Genomic DNA, 15149 nt, shown 5'->3' with positions numbered 1-15149 from the left:
CAGGTTTTAACCAATAAAAATATCAGGAGGTCAAAAACGTGATACAAACATTTCCCAAAGGCGGCGTCCATCCGGCAGAGGACAAGTTTGCAGCCGGAAGTCCCATCAAAACCCTTAAGGTTCCTGAAGCTGTTGTCATACCCTTGTCCCAGCACATTGGCGCTCCTGCTGAACCGCTGGTTAAAAAAGGAGATACGGTAAAAACCGGTCAGCTGATAGCTCAAAGTAAGGGCTTTGTCTCGGCCAACATTCATTCTTCAGTTACCGGAACAGTTAAGAAAATCGACAGCGAACCGGATAGCAGCGGCTACAAAAGGACCGCCGTTGTTATTGATGCAGTTGATGACGACTGGGCAGATGGTATTGATACTGACAAGACCCTGAAAAAAAATATTACCGCCGGAGCCGATGAAATTGTGCGGCGGACTCTTGATGCCGGTATTGTGGGTCTCGGCGGGGCAACCTTCCCCTCACACATAAAGCTTTCTTTGCCAAAAGGCAAGAAGGCCGACATACTGATCATAAACGGGGTGGAATGTGAACCCTGCCTTACATCTGACCACAGGCTGATGCTGGAAAGGGGAGATGAACTGATGGTCGGTATACAGCTTCTGATGAAGGCACTCAATGTCACCAGGGCCTTTATCGGAATTGAAAATAACAAACCCGATGCTATAGCGCACCTCAGTAAATTGTCAGCAGATTACGAGGGTATCAAAGTGAGGCCTCTCAAAATAAAATACCCCCAGGGTGCTGAAAAACAGCTGATAAAAGCCCTTATCAACAGGGAGGTGCCGTCTGGTGGTTTGCCGGTGGATGTTGGGACAGTGGTTCATAATGTAGGTACCGCCGTTGCAGTATATGAGGCAGTTCAGAAAAACAAGCCACTGATAGAAAGGGTTGTTACCGTAACCGGCAGGGATATGAAAGAGCCCTCCAATTTTCTGGTCAGGATAGGGACACCGGTCAGAACCCTGATCGATGCCGCAGGGGGACTTCCCGATAACACAGGCAAGGTGGTGAACGGAGGGCCAATGATGGGCAAGGCACTAAACAGCCTCGAAGTACCCGTTACAAAAGGCACATCTGGCATTCTTCTAATTCCTGCGGACAAAGCTGCCCGAAAACCGGTAGTTAACTGCATGCGCTGCGCAAAATGCATTACAGTTTGTCCTATGGGACTGGAACCTCACCTGCTTATGCCTGCCACGGAATTCGGCAAGTGGGAGCTTGCAGAAGAAGAGAGAATACTGGATTGTATGGAATGCGGCTCGTGCAGCTATATATGTCCCTCGGGAAGACCGCTTCTCGACTATATTAGGCTAGGCAAATCAACTGTAAGTAAAATTATCAGATCAAGGAAACAGTAATGGACAAACTTATTACCGTCTCTCCGTCCCCGCATGTATACGGGGATGATAACGTAAAAAAGCTGATGTACGGGGTAATATATGCTCTGATACCGGCATTCCTCGTCTCGGTCTATTTTTTCGGGATCGGAGCTCTTATAGTAACCTCAATATCTGTCGTTTCATGTGTGATGTTTGAATACCTGATACAGAAATACATGATGAAGACCGAACCAACTGTTAGCGATGGTTCGGCAGCGGTTACGGGGGTGCTCCTGGCCATGAACCTGCCTACCAACATGCCGTGGTGGATAATCGTCATTGGCGCCCTGGTGGCAATCGGGGTGGGAAAAATGTCTTTCGGGGGACTTGGCAATAATCCTTTCAATCCCGCCCTGGTAGGCCGTGTTTTCCTCTTTATCTCTTTCCCTGTGCAGATGACAAGCTGGCCCGAGCCTATCGTATCACGATTGCAGTATGCTGATGCCGCAACGGGAGCAACCCCGCTGGCAGTGATAAAGGAGGGGCTTGCAGCAGGGGTGCCCATGTCACGGCTTGCTGAGCAGATACCCGGATACCTTGATCTTTTCATAGGACATCTCCACGGCAGTATGGGTGAGATATCGGCCCTTGCATTACTGGCAGGAGGTATATTTATGTTAACCAGGAAAATCATTACATGGCACATACCTGTATCAATATTCCTTACGGTATTCCTTTTTACTGGTATCCTCTGGCTGATAAACCCCTACGATAATGCCGATCCTTTGTTTCATCTTATAACCGGGGGACTTGTCCTGGGGGCGGTTTACATGGCAACCGACTATGCTACTTCGCCGATGACACCAAAAGGGATGTGGATATTCGGCATAGGTATCGGGGTAATAACCGTTGCTATAAGGGTTTACGGAGCATACCCCGAGGGTATATCATTTGCGATCCTGATAATGAACTCGTTTGTTCCCCTGATAAATAAATATGTCAAACCCAATAGATTTGGAGAGGAGGTAAAAAATGGCTAAAAGAGAATCCACCTTCTTCAATATGGTGCTGGCGCTGCTTACAATAACCCTTGTTGCTTCAGCCTCACTGGGATTCATTTATGAACTTACAAAAGAACCTATAGAAGCGGCCAGGGCAGCCAGGAAAAACAATGCCATCAGGGCTGTGGTGCCTGATTTTGACAACAGCCCCACCGAAGAGCAATATACAATTGCGGCGGCAGGAGGAGAGCTGGTGTTCTACCCTGCCAAAAAGGACGGTGAACTGGTGGGCACTGCCATTGAAACATTTACGAACAGGGGTTTCAGCGGGACGATCAAATTGATGGTGGGACTGCTTCCTGACGGCACGATTCACGGGATAGAAGTACTCGAGCATAAAGAGACTCCCGGACTTGGTGATAAGATGGAGAGCGACAAATCTGATTTCAGCGCCCAGTTTGAGGGACAGAAGCCTGAAGACTTTCGCCTGCGGCTCAGGCAGGACGGAGGCGACGTTGACGGTATAACAGCTACCACCATCAGCTCCCGGGCCTACTGTGAGGCTGTGCAGCTGGCATATGACCTCTACATCGACAAGGACGCCGATGTCTCATACGAGCTCCCTGCCCGGGAGGATGCGGTTGAAAGGGTTCTGGAAGACTTTACCAACAATCCACTCCAGGAAGAGTACCGGGTAGTGGTAAATGGAAATGAATATACCGTGTTCCCCGGAAGAAGGGGAAGGAGGTATACCGGACTGGCAGTTGATATACTCTCAGAAGCAGGATATATAGGCCCGATAAGGCTGATGGTTGGGTTCGACAGTGAAGGGGTGATCACCGGCATAGAGGTGCTCGGACACGAAGAGACACCGGGTTACGGCGACCTGATAGAGAATGCAAGGTCGGATTTCTATAAACAGTTCATCGGACTGAACCCCGGCGAGGATAATGTAAGGCTTAAGGAAGAAGGGGGTATAATAGACGGTATAAGCGGTGCGACAGTTACCGCAAACGCTTATTGTGAGGCAGTGCGCAGCGCATGGGATATTTTCCGGAAGGCCGGGAACTGATTGCGCCCTGAATATCAGACCGCAACCTTGCAGCTGAAACCGATAAAAGGAAATACAAAATAAGCTCTGAAACTATGGACCAGGCAAAAAATTTCACCAAGGGATTTATTAGGGAAAACCCGGTTTTCATCCTGATGCTGGGGTTATGTCCCGCCCTTGGTACTACAACATCTGCATTCAACGGCATGGGTATGGGACTGGCAACGATGTTTGTCGTTCTGATGTCGAATATCGTCGTGTCACTTATAAAGAACTTTGTGCCAAACAAGGTCAGAATTCCCTGCTATATCGTTATCATCGCTTCATTCGTCACCATAGTGGACCTTGTAATGGCAGGTTTCATGCCTGCACTTCATGAACAGCTGGGGCTGTTCATCCCGCTGATAGTGGTAAACTGTTTCGTGCTTGGCAGGGCCGAAGCCTTTGCGTCCAAAAACACACTGCTGTCATCGGTAATCGACGGAACAGGTATGGGACTGGGCTTTACGCTTGCCCTCACGCTTCTGGGCGCTGCACGTGAAATACTCGGCAGCAACGCGATCTTCGGCCTGCAATTCATTCAGGGTGATGGCATGCTTGTTTTTATCCTGGCCCCCGGGGCATTTATCGCACTGGGTTACCTTATAGCTCTTGCAAACAAACTTAACAAACAGTAATACGATAAAGCCATGGAATATATAGTAATCGTACTTTCAGCTATCCTGGTAAACAATATCGTGCTGGCACAATTCCTCGGGCTATGCCCGTTCTTCGGGGTGTCAGGCAAAATTTCCACGGCTGCAGGAATGGGTGGCGCGGTGCTTTTTGTAATGACCATTGCAGCTATAGTAACCTATATGATCTCGCACTATATCCTCATCCCGTTCGACCTGATCTACCTGCGCACAATAACATACATCCTGGTTATCTCTTCGCTGGTGCAGATGGTGGAGATCATCCTTAAAAAGGTAAGTCCCCCCCTCTACCAGGCACTTGGTATATTCCTGCCCCTGATGACCACCAACTGTGCAATTCTTGGGGTTGCCATCCTGGTCATACAGAACGAGTACACCCTTATGAGCGGCGTTGTATTCGCGGTAGCTCATTCAATAGGCTTCACGCTTGCACTGGTTATCCTTGCCGGCATCCGCGAGCAGCTTGAGCTGGTTAACGTTCCAAAAGGTATGAAAGGCAATCCTATAATACTTGTTGCAGCAGGACTTCTGGCACTCGCTTTCATGGGATTTGCAGGAATAGTTTAGGGATTACGCTTTCGCGGAAAAAGAGACAGCAAGACATATGGCGCCACGCAGGCGCCCCAAACTAAAACCAGCTTGTCATGACCCTGAAAATCATCAATGTCGCCGCATTCACCCTCATGATCGTCATGAATTACCTGGCAAATGCCCTGCCGCTTGGCGGCAAGACCACCGGTGAGCTGTCGGCCCAGTACCCTAACCTTTTTGTGCCAGCAGGTATAACATTTTCAATCTGGGGAGTAATATACCTGTTGCTGCTGCTTTTCTGCATCCTGCAGTTCATGTCAGATCACAGGGAAATCGTGCAGTCCATCGGATGGCTCTTTGCTGCCAGCTGTCTGCTGAATGCCCTGTGGATAGTCACCTGGCATTACGAGAAAATGGCCCTGTCAATATTGGTAATGGTGCTTCTCCTGGCTGTGCTTACTGCAATAAGCTCAAGGCTCACAGGTTTCCCGGCCGGCATTGCCAGAGCGGCCTTCGGCATATACCTGGGCTGGATATGCATTGCCACAATTGCAAACGTAACCGCCCTGCTTGTGGCTGCCAACTGGCAGGGCTGGGGGTTGTCGCAAGAAACATGGGCAGTGGTGATGATTCTGGCGGGAGCGGTGATTACAATCCTTGTAATCCAGAACTACCGTAATCCTTTCGCGGGACTGGCGGTTATTTGGGCGCTTGCAGGGATAATGATCGCCCGGTGGCCGGATAACAGGGCAATACTTGTAGTCGCAGCCGTATCTGCCATAGCCGTTGCGATAATAACAGTATTGGCCGCCGTCCGCAAACCTGCTCCCGGATAAAGCAGCACACTGACTGACAGCCGGTAATAAGGATGGCAGCCTTCAACCGTAAAAGTTCCATGGAGTGGACCGGGTTTTCCCGGAGCAGGGTCCCGGGGAAAGGTCATTTCACATAAAAATCGAGAAGCATCTCATCATTCAGCCAGGCCTGCAGCCTGTCGCCGACACTTACCGGCCCCACTCCGGCAGGGGTGCCGGTAAAGATCAGGTCTCCTATCTTAAGGGTAATGAACTGTGAAATATATGATATTATATGATCGAACGAAAAGATCATCTGCGATGAGCTCCCTTCCTGCACGGTTTTACCGTTTATATCAAGCCGGATCGGGATATTGCCGGGGTCGCCTGTTTCACTTTTTTTGACGAACCTTCCCAGAGGGGCTGAATTGTCAAAAGCCTTGGAAATCTCCCACGGCAACCCCTTCTCCTTGCACCTGTCCTGCAGGTCACGGGCCGTGAAATCAATTCCTGCAGTTATTTCATCGTAATACCTGTGTGCAAAACGCTGGTCGATATTTCTGCCAAGACGGTTGATCCTGATTACTATCTCAACCTCATGGTGAATATTTGATGAAAAATCAGGGTAGAAGAATGGCCTGTTGTTTAGTACCAGCGAGGTGTCAGGCTTAAGAAAAAATACCGGCTTCTCAGGCACCGGGTTGTTAAGTTCCCTGGCATGATCAGCATAATTTCGGCCAATACAAATTATCTTCATCAGGTTCCGGTTCCTACTTGTTGAATTTCCTGAGCTTTATGTTTGTAAGGACCTTCTTTGTATACTGGGGAAAGTCTGCATTCATTATCCAGCTGTAATAACCCGGATCCTTTTCAAGCACCTCCTCAACCGGGACTCCCTTGTACTTGCCAAAGTTTATCACTTCGACATCATTATCATTGTAGACGATTCGTCCCATGTAATCAACATTGCGGTTGTGCGAAGAGAACGCCGAAAGCATATCCACATCATTTTCAAGATCACCGTACCTGTCAATCTGGGCCTGCAGGATCTCATAAGTGGCCCGGGTATCTGCTTCGGCGCTGTGTGCATCATCCAGCTCCCTGTTGCAGTAAAACCGGTATGCAGCACCAAGGTTGCGCTGCTCCATCTTCATAAAGATGATCATCACATCGATGAACTTGCGCTTTTTCATGTCAAAATCGACATTGGTCCTCAAAAACTCCTCGGCAAGCAGGGGGATATCAAACTTGTTTGAATTAAACCCGGCAAAATCACATCCCTCAAACTCATTGGCAAGTTTTTGAGCAACCTGCTGGAAAGCAGGAGCATCTTTTACGTCATTGTCTGATATGCCATGTATAGCAGTGGATTCAGGCGGGATTGGCATTCCGGGATTAATGAGCCAGGTTCTTGTCTCCTCCTTGCCATCCGGGTACACCTTCAGGTATGACAGTTCGACAATCCTGTCCTTGACAACGTCAATCCCTGTGGTTTCAAGATCAAAAAAGATCAGCGGGTTCTTAAGCTTCAGTTTGTTCATGATATTGTTTTGCAGGAAAGCCCTGCTATACGTTTATCATCATAGGCATGAGAAGCATCAGCAGGTCCTCCTCATCACTCTCTTTTTCAGCAGGCAAAAGAAGACCTGCCCTGGAGGGATCACTAAGCTCCATTATCACCTCCCGGGAAGCAAGATTGTTTAGTATCTCGATCAGGAATGTGGATTTGAAACCTATCTCCATCTTATCCCCTTCATACTGGCACTGAAGCCTCTCATATGCAGAGATACTGAAATCAATATCCTGAGCAGATGTGGTAATCTGGTTCTCATCCAGTTCCAGCTTGACCAGGTTACTGGCCTGGCTGGAGAATACCGAAACCCTTTTCAACGAATTGATAATATCCAGCCTGTCGATCACAAGCTTATTGGGGTTGTCGGCAGGGATCACCGAGCTGTAGTTGGGATAATTCCCTTCAACAAGCCTGCAGACCAGTTTATAATCAGTAAGGGTGAACAGTGCATTCTTATCATCAAACTCAACTATTACTTCGCCTTTTTCACGTGCAAGGATATTTCTCAGCAATGATGCAGGTTTCTTTGGAAGGATGAATGAGGACTGCTCCTCCGTTTTCACATCAAATCTTTTATATCTGACCAGCTTATGTGCATCTGATGCCACAAAGATCATATTGTCAGGAGTAAAGTCAAGGAAGATACCGTTCATAACGGGCCTCAGCTCATCATCAGCAGTGGCAAATATTGTTTTGGATATACCATTGAGCATAACATCAGCGCCCATCTTTACAGTAACCTTAATATCGTCCTTAAGGACCGGGTACTGCGGGAAGTCCTCACCGCTCTGCCCTACCACATTGAATTTACCGTTCTCCGTGGTAATGGCAACCGAGTAGTTCTCTTCTGAAATTTCAAACGTCAGCGGTTGTTCAGGAAACTCCCTGAGCGTATCGGTAAGGATCCTGGCCGGTAATGCTACAAGCCCCCCTCCGGATGTATTATCCAGATCCATCCTTGTGGTCAGGGTAGATTCCAGGTCGGAAGCCGTTATTACCAGCTCATTATCCTTCAGGTTAAACAAAAAATTATCCAGGATTGGCAGGGTGTTTTTTGTGCTGATTACCCGGCTGACAGCCTGAAGGTGATTCAGCAGATCGGTGCTGGAAACAACAAACTTCATATGATAGTGGTTTTATTAGTAATTGCGTTCTTAAAATACTTTGTTTATGTGCATCTTACGGGAAAAATGCAAATACCAATAATACAAAAAAAAAATAACCTGAACAATATGTGATGCACATCGAATAAATTCCGTACTACCTGCCTTCCCGAAGAAAATACGATGAGCTTCGCAAAAGCAGGTCAACCGAATGATATGGCACTACTACCATGTCTGCACCCCCGTCTGAAATCCCGTGCAGCCTGAAAATATCAAAAACCGGATCGCCATCCTCATAACCGCTGATAATCCTGTGCAATGAAAGTTCAGAAACATATCCTTCACGGCATGTAACTCTTATATAGTGGTCATGACCGGCAACTAAAAGTGAGTCGGCCATCAGGGCCTCATCCTCCCGGGCCGGTCTTTCAAACGGAACATATATGAAATTTGAAAGGAACCGTATAACCAGGGAATCGTTTATACCATCATATTCATCATTGCCGGGATAAGCAAATAAACGGTAATGCTGCCTTTGCGGCTGCCGGAGAACAAACGACCCGTCGGTGTCTTCCCTGTGATGTACAACCACCTCACTTATATCACCCGGGCGATAGCTGAACAGCACGTTAGGCCGCCAGTAACCCTGATCAACCACGAAAACAGAGGCAACATGTCCCTCAAAACCAATAATATCAACAATATAAGGCTGGCCATATCCATCCCTGATCATATAGGTGGGCGACCCCTGCCCCGGAGACCATACGCGAAATTTTCGTGATCTGCGTCCGGCAGCAGCTTCGACAGTAACCGCCTCTTCGGCAAGGCTTTTCATTACATCATCCCTCTGAGAAAGGGGAACGGGACTACTCACGCGCAACCTCCCAAATGTCTGAAGGAGCATGTCAACTGCCTCTTTCCTTGCTTCAAACCGGGAGTTTAGAATCCATATATCACCTTCCCGTTCGAGTTTTATCTCGCTGTTGCCATCGCAAATTACAATCCTGTCAACCCTCTCATAATTTTTAACAGCAAACCTGGTCTCCCATTTTCCCAGTGTTGTAGCACCCCTGTAGTGACGGATCAGGACAACAAGCAGGGCAAGCAGCAACACCGCAGCCATATGGTATCTGTATTTACGCATGGCACCTGTTGTCGTCATCTGTAACTGTAGAGCCTTTTACGGATATAATTATAAATAAGTCCGGCAATAACAATCAGGATAAATGGCACCGTGAGATTGATGACCTGCCATGCAGTACGCTCTTCACGCAATCTCTGGCGGTCAAGCAACCTCAGTCTCAGCTCGCGGGTTCGCAACTCCATCAACCCGTGTTCATCAAGAAGGTAATTCAGGGCATTGACGATAAACTCCCTGTTTCCGAATGTCTGCTCCGAATACCTGTCATAACCTAGCGGCAATGGTTCAGGTACACCTCCTGATACGGTAACATCATTCCTTATTATATCTCCGTCGGAGACAACCAGCATGCGGGTCAATTCACCCCTATCCCTGAAACCGGGGTCATCCCGTCCTATTATCCCTGATATTATCCTGTTGGCAAAAACAGATGTGAACTCTCCCTCAAGCATTACAGCAACAGGCTGCCCACCCAGGTTAAAGTCGCTGCTGCGAGGCTCCTTTCGGGCCATGTCAAGACTTACAAGAACAGGGGCATTGACCACGCGGGTAGCGGGAGAAGACCTAAGCAATACGTCCCGTCTTATTAGCGGATCCGTGCCAACGGTATCGATAACACTTGCAAATTCGGCTTTTACATAGTTAAGGCCCCTGGTAACGGGGTGGTTGTCATCTCCTGCCAGAAGCGGAGAAAAATACCAGGGTGCAGGCACAAACCTGGCCTCCTGTCCGGCCAGACCCACATTTACCGGAATAAGAAGGCAGTTTATATCCATTATGAGGTTGGGATTAAGCCTTACCCCATACCGGAAAAGCTGGTCATCCAGGTTCAGATCCTTGATCAGGGCTACAGCTTCACTCTGATATGTAAGGCTATCCAGATCGATAGCAACCGGATCAATAAACCACATAACACTGCCGCCTCTCATTATATACTGGTCTATCACATATTTTTCCCGTTCGGAAAAAGGCCTGAGCGGTTTGGCAATAATCACTGCATCATAGTCGTCAAGGCTGCGGGGGTCATCCGGGTCAATACGCCCCCGGTATATATCATAATACCGGGCCATAGCATTACTGGCTCCCGACACCAGCATTTCATCGAGCTCTCCGTGCCCTTCTATAAACGCAATCCTTCTGGCTTCAGGATCTGTTATCGAGTACAAAGCACTGGCAAATTCATATTCGAGTCCCTGTATGGAATTGTTCAGGTTCTGCTCAGCGTGCAGCGCAGGATTATTCCTTAAAAGATTCACCGGGATCTCAAGTCCCTTGTAAGTGACTAAAGCTCCTGGAAAAACAAGCCTTTGGGAACGTCCTCCTCCCCTTTCCGTTATTTCGATATTTGTGGGATTAAGGCCCTTGCCATGCAACTGCCTGAACAGATCGTTCCTTACCGAAGCATCATCAAAATCTGAAGGGTCAATGAATTCATAATGCAGCCTTGTGCCTGCGACCACCCTGAACTCATCAAGCAAATCCCTTACCGAGTTCCTCATACGTCTGAAACCTGCAGGCAGGTCACCATCAAGGTAAACCCTGACATGAACCACATCATCGAGCCTGTTGAGAACCTCGCGGGAGGCGTCTGAAAGCGTGTAACGCTTGTCTGCCGTCAGATCAGCCCTGTAATAAACATGTCCTGAGATCATACCTATCAGTACCAGTCCCCCCAGCAGGAAGGCCGGCCCCGCATAATGCCTTTTCTTCCTGCCTTCCAAAACGTTCGCGGTAAGGTAAACAAAGAAAGTGATAAGTGAGAGGAAATAGACTATGTTGCGCGAATCGACCACTCCTCTTGAAACAGACCTGTAATGTTCATTTATACCCAGGTGAAGAAGGAGTTCCTGGATACCTGAAGGCAAAGGCAGAATGCTGATCATCTCAAAACCCGTAAAGAAGAAAAAGCACAGAAGCACGGTCAGTATGAAGGCAAAGATCTGGTTCCCTGTAAGAGAAGATGCGAAAAGGCCTATCGCGGCATAACAGCTTGCCAGAAATACAAGTCCGATATAGGATCCCCAGATGGCGCCGGCATCAAGATTACCCGGGGGATTTCCGAGGGAGTGAACAGACCAGAACCAGATTAGCGTGGGCAGCAGGGTAATGACAATCAAAACAACTGCGGCGGCAAACTTGGCAGTGACAATATTAAGATCACTTAAAGGCCTAACGTGCAGCAGCTCAAGGGTGCCTGACCTTTTTTCTTCGGCAAACAATCGCATGGTTACGGCAGGTACCAGGAAAAGGAAAACCCATGGAGCAATAATAAAGAGTGTATCAAGTGTTGCATACCCGCTGTCGGGTATGTTGAGCTCTCCGGGGAATACCCATATAAAGAGCCCGCTCACCACGAGGAACACTCCGGCAGAAACATAGCCTGTGAGTGAACTGAAAAAGCTGCCTACTTCTTTTAATACCAGTACAAACATCTCTCTGAAGGGTTTTCATAACCGGCTGCGGTGCCGGACCGGCCTGATTATCTCAGAACAGTTCATCAATTTGTTTTACTTTTACGCCATTATAGTAGAACTGCAATATATCAATAAAATTATAACCACGGGCAGCCATTTCCATTGCTCCTTCCTGGCATAGTCCTACACCATGACCGTGTCCCCTTCCCCTGAAACGGAGCATTCCCGAAGGATTGGACACATCTATATCAAACCAGGCCGACCTCAGATTCCAGTCATTCCTGATCACCCTTAAAGGGATGCTTACCTCTCCTATCGTATAGAAAGACTGCCTTGCAGGTTGCCGGAGACTGAATGACTGGCGACCCGGCCCTGTATCTCCCGGATCAAACCCATGCCGTGCAAGGTATTCCTGCCACTCATCCCCGTCAATATCCGCATGCCACGATGCATTGCGGCCTCCCCTGCAATAAGGATCGGTTATGGAGCGCAGATAGGACCTGTAAACGACCCAGGCATCCTCTGAGTTAACTGTTTGTCCACCGCAATTGGAATGAAAAGCAGCAGTGATCAGGGTATTGTCATCATTAACAATTACCAGCCCTTCCGTGAGGCTGACAGCTTCATAGATAGTTTCATTACCTGTAAGACGCCCCTTGTAAACCTGGCAATGAACCGCGTCACAAAGGTGGAAATCTTCGTCTGAATGCCTGTTGATATTTCCATAAAGGTAAGTCCGGCTTATTATTGCCTGTACCATGTAAAACATCTGTGACCATCCGTTACCGGCTTCTGCCTCAACGACGCCACCCAGGTAGTTGTGTTCATCAACTTTGTTTATGATGCTCAGGCGACCGTACTCTGACCGCACTTCAAGGTTGCCGTAATACAGGGATCTTTCTGCTGCCGGTTCGGAAGGCTTTATGCCGAACAGGCTGAACTCCAAGGTCTCACTGAATGACACCCTCGAAAAAACACCAATAGGCCCGGACTGATCCCTGACCATCAGGCTGTCGCCACGTATTGCTATATACAACAGTTCATTATGACCATAAATCCCGATCTCGTTTCCGTCTGCAGTCAGTGTGTACCGTCCCTTTTCAGCCGAGACCATTATTGACGACAATGACTGTTCATTGAACAGGCTGATCAGGAAGTTGCCGGGTCGTGCCGGCACAGTAAACAACATTAAAGCAATTATCACATATAGACTTCTCATAATTAATTATTTGCCAATTCCCAGGTAGCCGGCAATTTTACCGGCAGCCCTCTCTGAGGCACCTGCGCTGCCAACCAGTAATCGCAGCCTGTTCATCTCCGAAAGCATATTCTCCCGGTATACATGATCGGATAGGATCCGGTCCATCTCTTCAGCCAGGTTCCTGCTGCTCAACCGGTCCTGCAATAGTTCCCTGACCACCTCCTTTTCAAGTATAAGGTTTACAAGAGAGATATACCTGACCCTTATAAACATCCGGGCTATCTGATACGACACAAACGAGCCCCGGTAACATACCACAAACGGAATACCAAGGAGTCCGGTCTCCAGGGTAGCCGTACCGCTTACTACTATCGCTGCCGAAGAGTGCTGCAGCAAGGCATAGGTTTCATTGAACAATACGGTAAATTTCCCTCCGGTAATCCTCTGGTAAATATCTGGTGGAACAGATGGTGCCCCTGCTATCACAAACCGGTAACCACTGAACCGGCCTGCAACAGACAGCATAACAGGCAGGCATCCGTTGATCTCCTGGATCCTGCTTCCGGGAAGAACAGCTATCAGGGGTTTATCGCCGACGCCTGTCCTGGTCCTGAACATTTCAGCACTCTCACTCCTGCAACTCCGGTTTTCTATAGCATCAGCAACAGGGTTGCCCACATAATCCACCTGAAAGCCATATCGCCTGAAAAATTCTGTCTCGAACGGAAGAATGGTCAGCATATGGTCTACATATTTTTTTATGATTTTCACCCGCGAACTGTTCCAGGCCCATACTTTCGGGGAGATATAGTAAATAACCCTGATCCCGTGCTTTTTGGCATACCGTGCCATCCGGAGGTTAAAGCCGGGGTAATCGATAAGTATCAGTGCATCGGGGCTGAACCTGATCAGATCTTTCCTGCAAAGGCGCAGGGCCCTGAATATTTTCCCGATATTCTTCAAAACCTCCCAGAATCCCATGAAACTGGTGGTGTTTATATGTCGGACCAGTGTGCCACCCGCGGCCTTCATAAGGTCACCCCCCCAGAACCTGAAATCTGCATCAGGATCAAAATCCCTGATAGCCTTCATAAGCTTGGAACCGTGCAGGTCACCGGAGGCCTCGCCGGCAATGATGTAATACCTCATCCGGACAAAACCTTAACTATTAGTATAACCCCTGCATATGAGAAAGTAGCGAAAAGAACCCCCCGTGCAGAAAACAGGTAGTTCTTCCTGATGAAAAGATAAAAGATGGCAAGGTTAGGCAAAATATTCAGGCTAAGCAGGGAGGCAAGGATACCCCTGAACCATACATACCTGATAAACTCAGGGATAGAGATATCTCCGTACCTGATAAGGTAGAATACCAGGAACGTTAAAAGCGGCAGAACAAGTCCGGCAACAAGACCTGTTGTCTGTGAATTAAGTTCCGGCTTTCTCATAAGCAGCAGTAAGTTTTGCCATCGCCTCCCGGTCAGAATAATCGGTCCTTACAGGGACTACCGACACAAAATTGTTTCTGAGCGCCCATTCGTCTGTATCTTCAGCATCGGGCTCATAGTTCTCAAAATAACCTGTAAGCCAGTAATAATCCCTCTTGTGAGGATCTGTCCGCTTGTCAAACTCCTCGATCCAAAGTCCTCTTGCCTGTCTGCATATCCTGATTCCCCCTATATTCGCCGAAGGCACGCTGGGAAAGTTAACATTAAGGCATATCCCCGGGGGCAGTCCGTCTGTCAGAGTCTTTTTAATTATCTTCTCACCATAAAGGATACAGCTTGAAAAATCAGGTCTTGATGAAAAATCGGTTATGGAAAGTCCAACACTGGGTATACCATGCAGCCCTCCCTCAATTGCAGCTGCCATGGTGCCACTGTAAACAACCGATATGGACGAATTTGAGCCATGGTTTATGCCCGACAGCAGAAGCGCTGGTTTCCGGTCCAGCAGCTGGTTGACGGCCAGTTTTACACAATCGGCCGGAGTTCCTGAGCAGGACCATAATTCAAGACCCTCATCTTCCCTGATCCTTTTAATCCTCAAAGGGTATTTAATGGTAATTGCATGTGACATACCTGACCTGCCTTCATCGGGAGCGACAGCAACCACATCTCCAATTTTCAGGGCCATCTCTATCAGGGTCTTAAGTCCGGGAGCATTAACCCCGTCATCATTGGTCACCAAAATCAGGGGCCTGTTATTGTCTGGTTTCAATTTTCGCTGGTTTTTAGTAATAATATGCAAATATACCCAATGTTTTGGGCACCCGGCAAGCCTGAAGTCTATTTTTTATTTACTTTTGAATTTTTAA

General features: G+C 48.1%; 15 protein-coding genes. 6 read left to right on the top strand and 9 right to left on the bottom strand.

What is annotated here, in order from left to right:
• Positions 1-38: 38 nt before the first annotated feature.
• From rsxC to EA408_06625, 6 genes are all read left to right on the top strand, one after another.
• Positions 39-1370 (top strand): electron transport complex subunit RsxC, encoded by a 1332-nt coding sequence (rsxC, locus tag EA408_06650; protein ID TVR72613.1) that lies wholly within the window; start codon positions 39-41, stop codon positions 1368-1370.
• Complete coding sequence (locus tag EA408_06645; protein TVR72612.1) at positions 1370-2371, top strand: RnfABCDGE type electron transport complex subunit D; 1002 nt, start codon at positions 1370-1372, stop codon at positions 2369-2371. Before rsxC ends, EA408_06645 begins: the two co-directional genes overlap by 1 nt.
• Complete coding sequence (locus EA408_06640) at positions 2364-3404, top strand: RnfABCDGE type electron transport complex subunit G (GenBank protein TVR72611.1); 1041 nt, start codon at positions 2364-2366, stop codon at positions 3402-3404. The genes EA408_06645 and EA408_06640 overlap by 8 nt, the downstream gene beginning before the upstream one ends.
• A 74-nt stretch (positions 3405-3478) precedes the next feature.
• Positions 3479-4060 (top strand): electron transport complex subunit E, encoded by a 582-nt coding sequence (locus EA408_06635; GenBank protein ID TVR72610.1) that lies wholly within the window; start codon positions 3479-3481, stop codon positions 4058-4060.
• A gap of 12 nt (positions 4061-4072) precedes the next feature.
• Positions 4073-4645 (top strand): electron transport complex subunit RsxA, encoded by a 573-nt coding sequence (rsxA, locus tag EA408_06630; GenBank protein TVR72609.1) that lies wholly within the window; start codon positions 4073-4075, stop codon positions 4643-4645.
• A gap of 77 nt (positions 4646-4722) precedes the next feature.
• Positions 4723-5445: a hypothetical protein gene (locus EA408_06625; GenBank protein ID TVR72608.1), complete on the top strand. Its 723-nt coding sequence runs from the start codon at positions 4723-4725 to the stop codon at positions 5443-5445.
• Positions 5446-5548: 103 nt separating this feature from the next.
• Here EA408_06625 and EA408_06620 read toward each other — a convergent pair whose 3' ends face one another.
• The 9 genes from EA408_06620 to surE form a co-directional block, all read right to left on the bottom strand.
• Positions 5549-6160, bottom strand: a complete 612-nt coding sequence (locus EA408_06620; GenBank protein TVR72607.1) for an FAA hydrolase family protein — start codon at positions 6158-6160, stop codon at positions 5549-5551.
• Positions 6161-6173: 13 nt separating this feature from the next.
• Entirely contained in the window at positions 6174-6944 is a 771-nt protein-coding gene (locus EA408_06615) for a 3'-5' exonuclease (protein ID TVR72606.1), read from the bottom strand.
• A gap of 25 nt (positions 6945-6969) precedes the next feature.
• Entirely contained in the window at positions 6970-8100 is a 1131-nt protein-coding gene (gene dnaN, locus EA408_06610) for a DNA polymerase III subunit beta (GenBank protein TVR72605.1), read from the bottom strand.
• A 136-nt stretch (positions 8101-8236) separates the two neighbouring features.
• A complete protein-coding gene (locus EA408_06605; protein TVR72604.1) occupies positions 8237-9241 on the bottom strand; it encodes a hypothetical protein in 1005 nt (334 codons plus the stop codon).
• Positions 9238-11652, bottom strand: coding sequence for a gliding motility-associated ABC transporter substrate-binding protein GldG (gene gldG / locus EA408_06600; GenBank protein ID TVR72603.1), 2415 nt, complete (start codon positions 11650-11652; stop codon positions 9238-9240). Before gldG ends, EA408_06605 begins: the two co-directional genes overlap by 4 nt.
• A 52-nt stretch (positions 11653-11704) precedes the next feature.
• Positions 11705-12853 carry a SpoIID/LytB domain-containing protein gene (locus EA408_06595; protein ID TVR72602.1) on the bottom strand — a complete coding sequence of 383 codons (1149 nt, stop codon included), beginning with the start codon at positions 12851-12853 and terminating at the stop codon, positions 11705-11707.
• 6 nt (positions 12854-12859) lie between these two features.
• Positions 12860-13984, bottom strand: coding sequence for a lipid-A-disaccharide synthase (locus EA408_06590; GenBank protein ID TVR72601.1), 1125 nt, complete (start codon positions 13982-13984; stop codon positions 12860-12862).
• Complete coding sequence (locus tag EA408_06585; protein TVR72600.1) at positions 13981-14280, bottom strand: hypothetical protein; 300 nt, start codon at positions 14278-14280, stop codon at positions 13981-13983. The genes EA408_06590 and EA408_06585 overlap by 4 nt, the downstream gene beginning before the upstream one ends.
• On the bottom strand, positions 14261-15052 hold the full coding sequence (gene surE, locus EA408_06580) for a 5'/3'-nucleotidase SurE (GenBank protein ID TVR72637.1): 792 nt from the start codon (positions 15050-15052) through the stop codon (positions 14261-14263). The genes EA408_06585 and surE overlap by 20 nt, the downstream gene beginning before the upstream one ends.
• Positions 15053-15149: the final 97 nt, after the last annotated feature.

Source organism: Marinilabiliales bacterium, from assembly GCA_007695015.1.
Classification (GTDB): domain Bacteria; phylum Bacteroidota; class Bacteroidia; order Bacteroidales; family PUMT01; genus PXAP01.
The sequence above is the reverse complement of the archived record's forward strand: the minus strand, read 5'-3'. Positions and strand labels throughout refer to the sequence as shown.

Coding starts and splice junctions, on each gene's coding strand:
- dnaN (TVR72605.1), bottom strand. CDS start 8,100: ATGAAGTTTGTTGTTTCCAGCACCGATCTGCTGAATCACCTTCAGGCT.
- EA408_06625 (TVR72608.1), top strand. CDS start 4,723: ATGACCCTGAAAATCATCAATGTCGCCGCATTCACCCTCATGATCGTC.
- EA408_06640 (TVR72611.1), top strand. CDS start 2,364: ATGGCTAAAAGAGAATCCACCTTCTTCAATATGGTGCTGGCGCTGCTT.
- EA408_06645 (TVR72612.1), top strand. CDS start 1,370: ATGGACAAACTTATTACCGTCTCTCCGTCCCCGCATGTATACGGGGAT.
- gldG (TVR72603.1), bottom strand. CDS start 11,652: ATGTTTGTACTGGTATTAAAAGAAGTAGGCAGCTTTTTCAGTTCACTC.
- EA408_06590 (TVR72601.1), bottom strand. CDS start 13,984: ATGAGGTATTACATCATTGCCGGCGAGGCCTCCGGTGACCTGCACGGT.
- EA408_06595 (TVR72602.1), bottom strand. CDS start 12,853: ATGAGAAGTCTATATGTGATAATTGCTTTAATGTTGTTTACTGTGCCG.
- rsxA (TVR72609.1), top strand. CDS start 4,073: ATGGAATATATAGTAATCGTACTTTCAGCTATCCTGGTAAACAATATC.
- EA408_06605 (TVR72604.1), bottom strand. CDS start 9,241: ATGACGACAACAGGTGCCATGCGTAAATACAGATACCATATGGCTGCG.
- EA408_06615 (TVR72606.1), bottom strand. CDS start 6,944: ATGAACAAACTGAAGCTTAAGAACCCGCTGATCTTTTTTGATCTTGAA.
- EA408_06620 (TVR72607.1), bottom strand. CDS start 6,160: ATGAAGATAATTTGTATTGGCCGAAATTATGCTGATCATGCCAGGGAA.
- EA408_06635 (TVR72610.1), top strand. CDS start 3,479: ATGGACCAGGCAAAAAATTTCACCAAGGGATTTATTAGGGAAAACCCG.
- EA408_06585 (TVR72600.1), bottom strand. CDS start 14,280: ATGAGAAAGCCGGAACTTAATTCACAGACAACAGGTCTTGTTGCCGGA.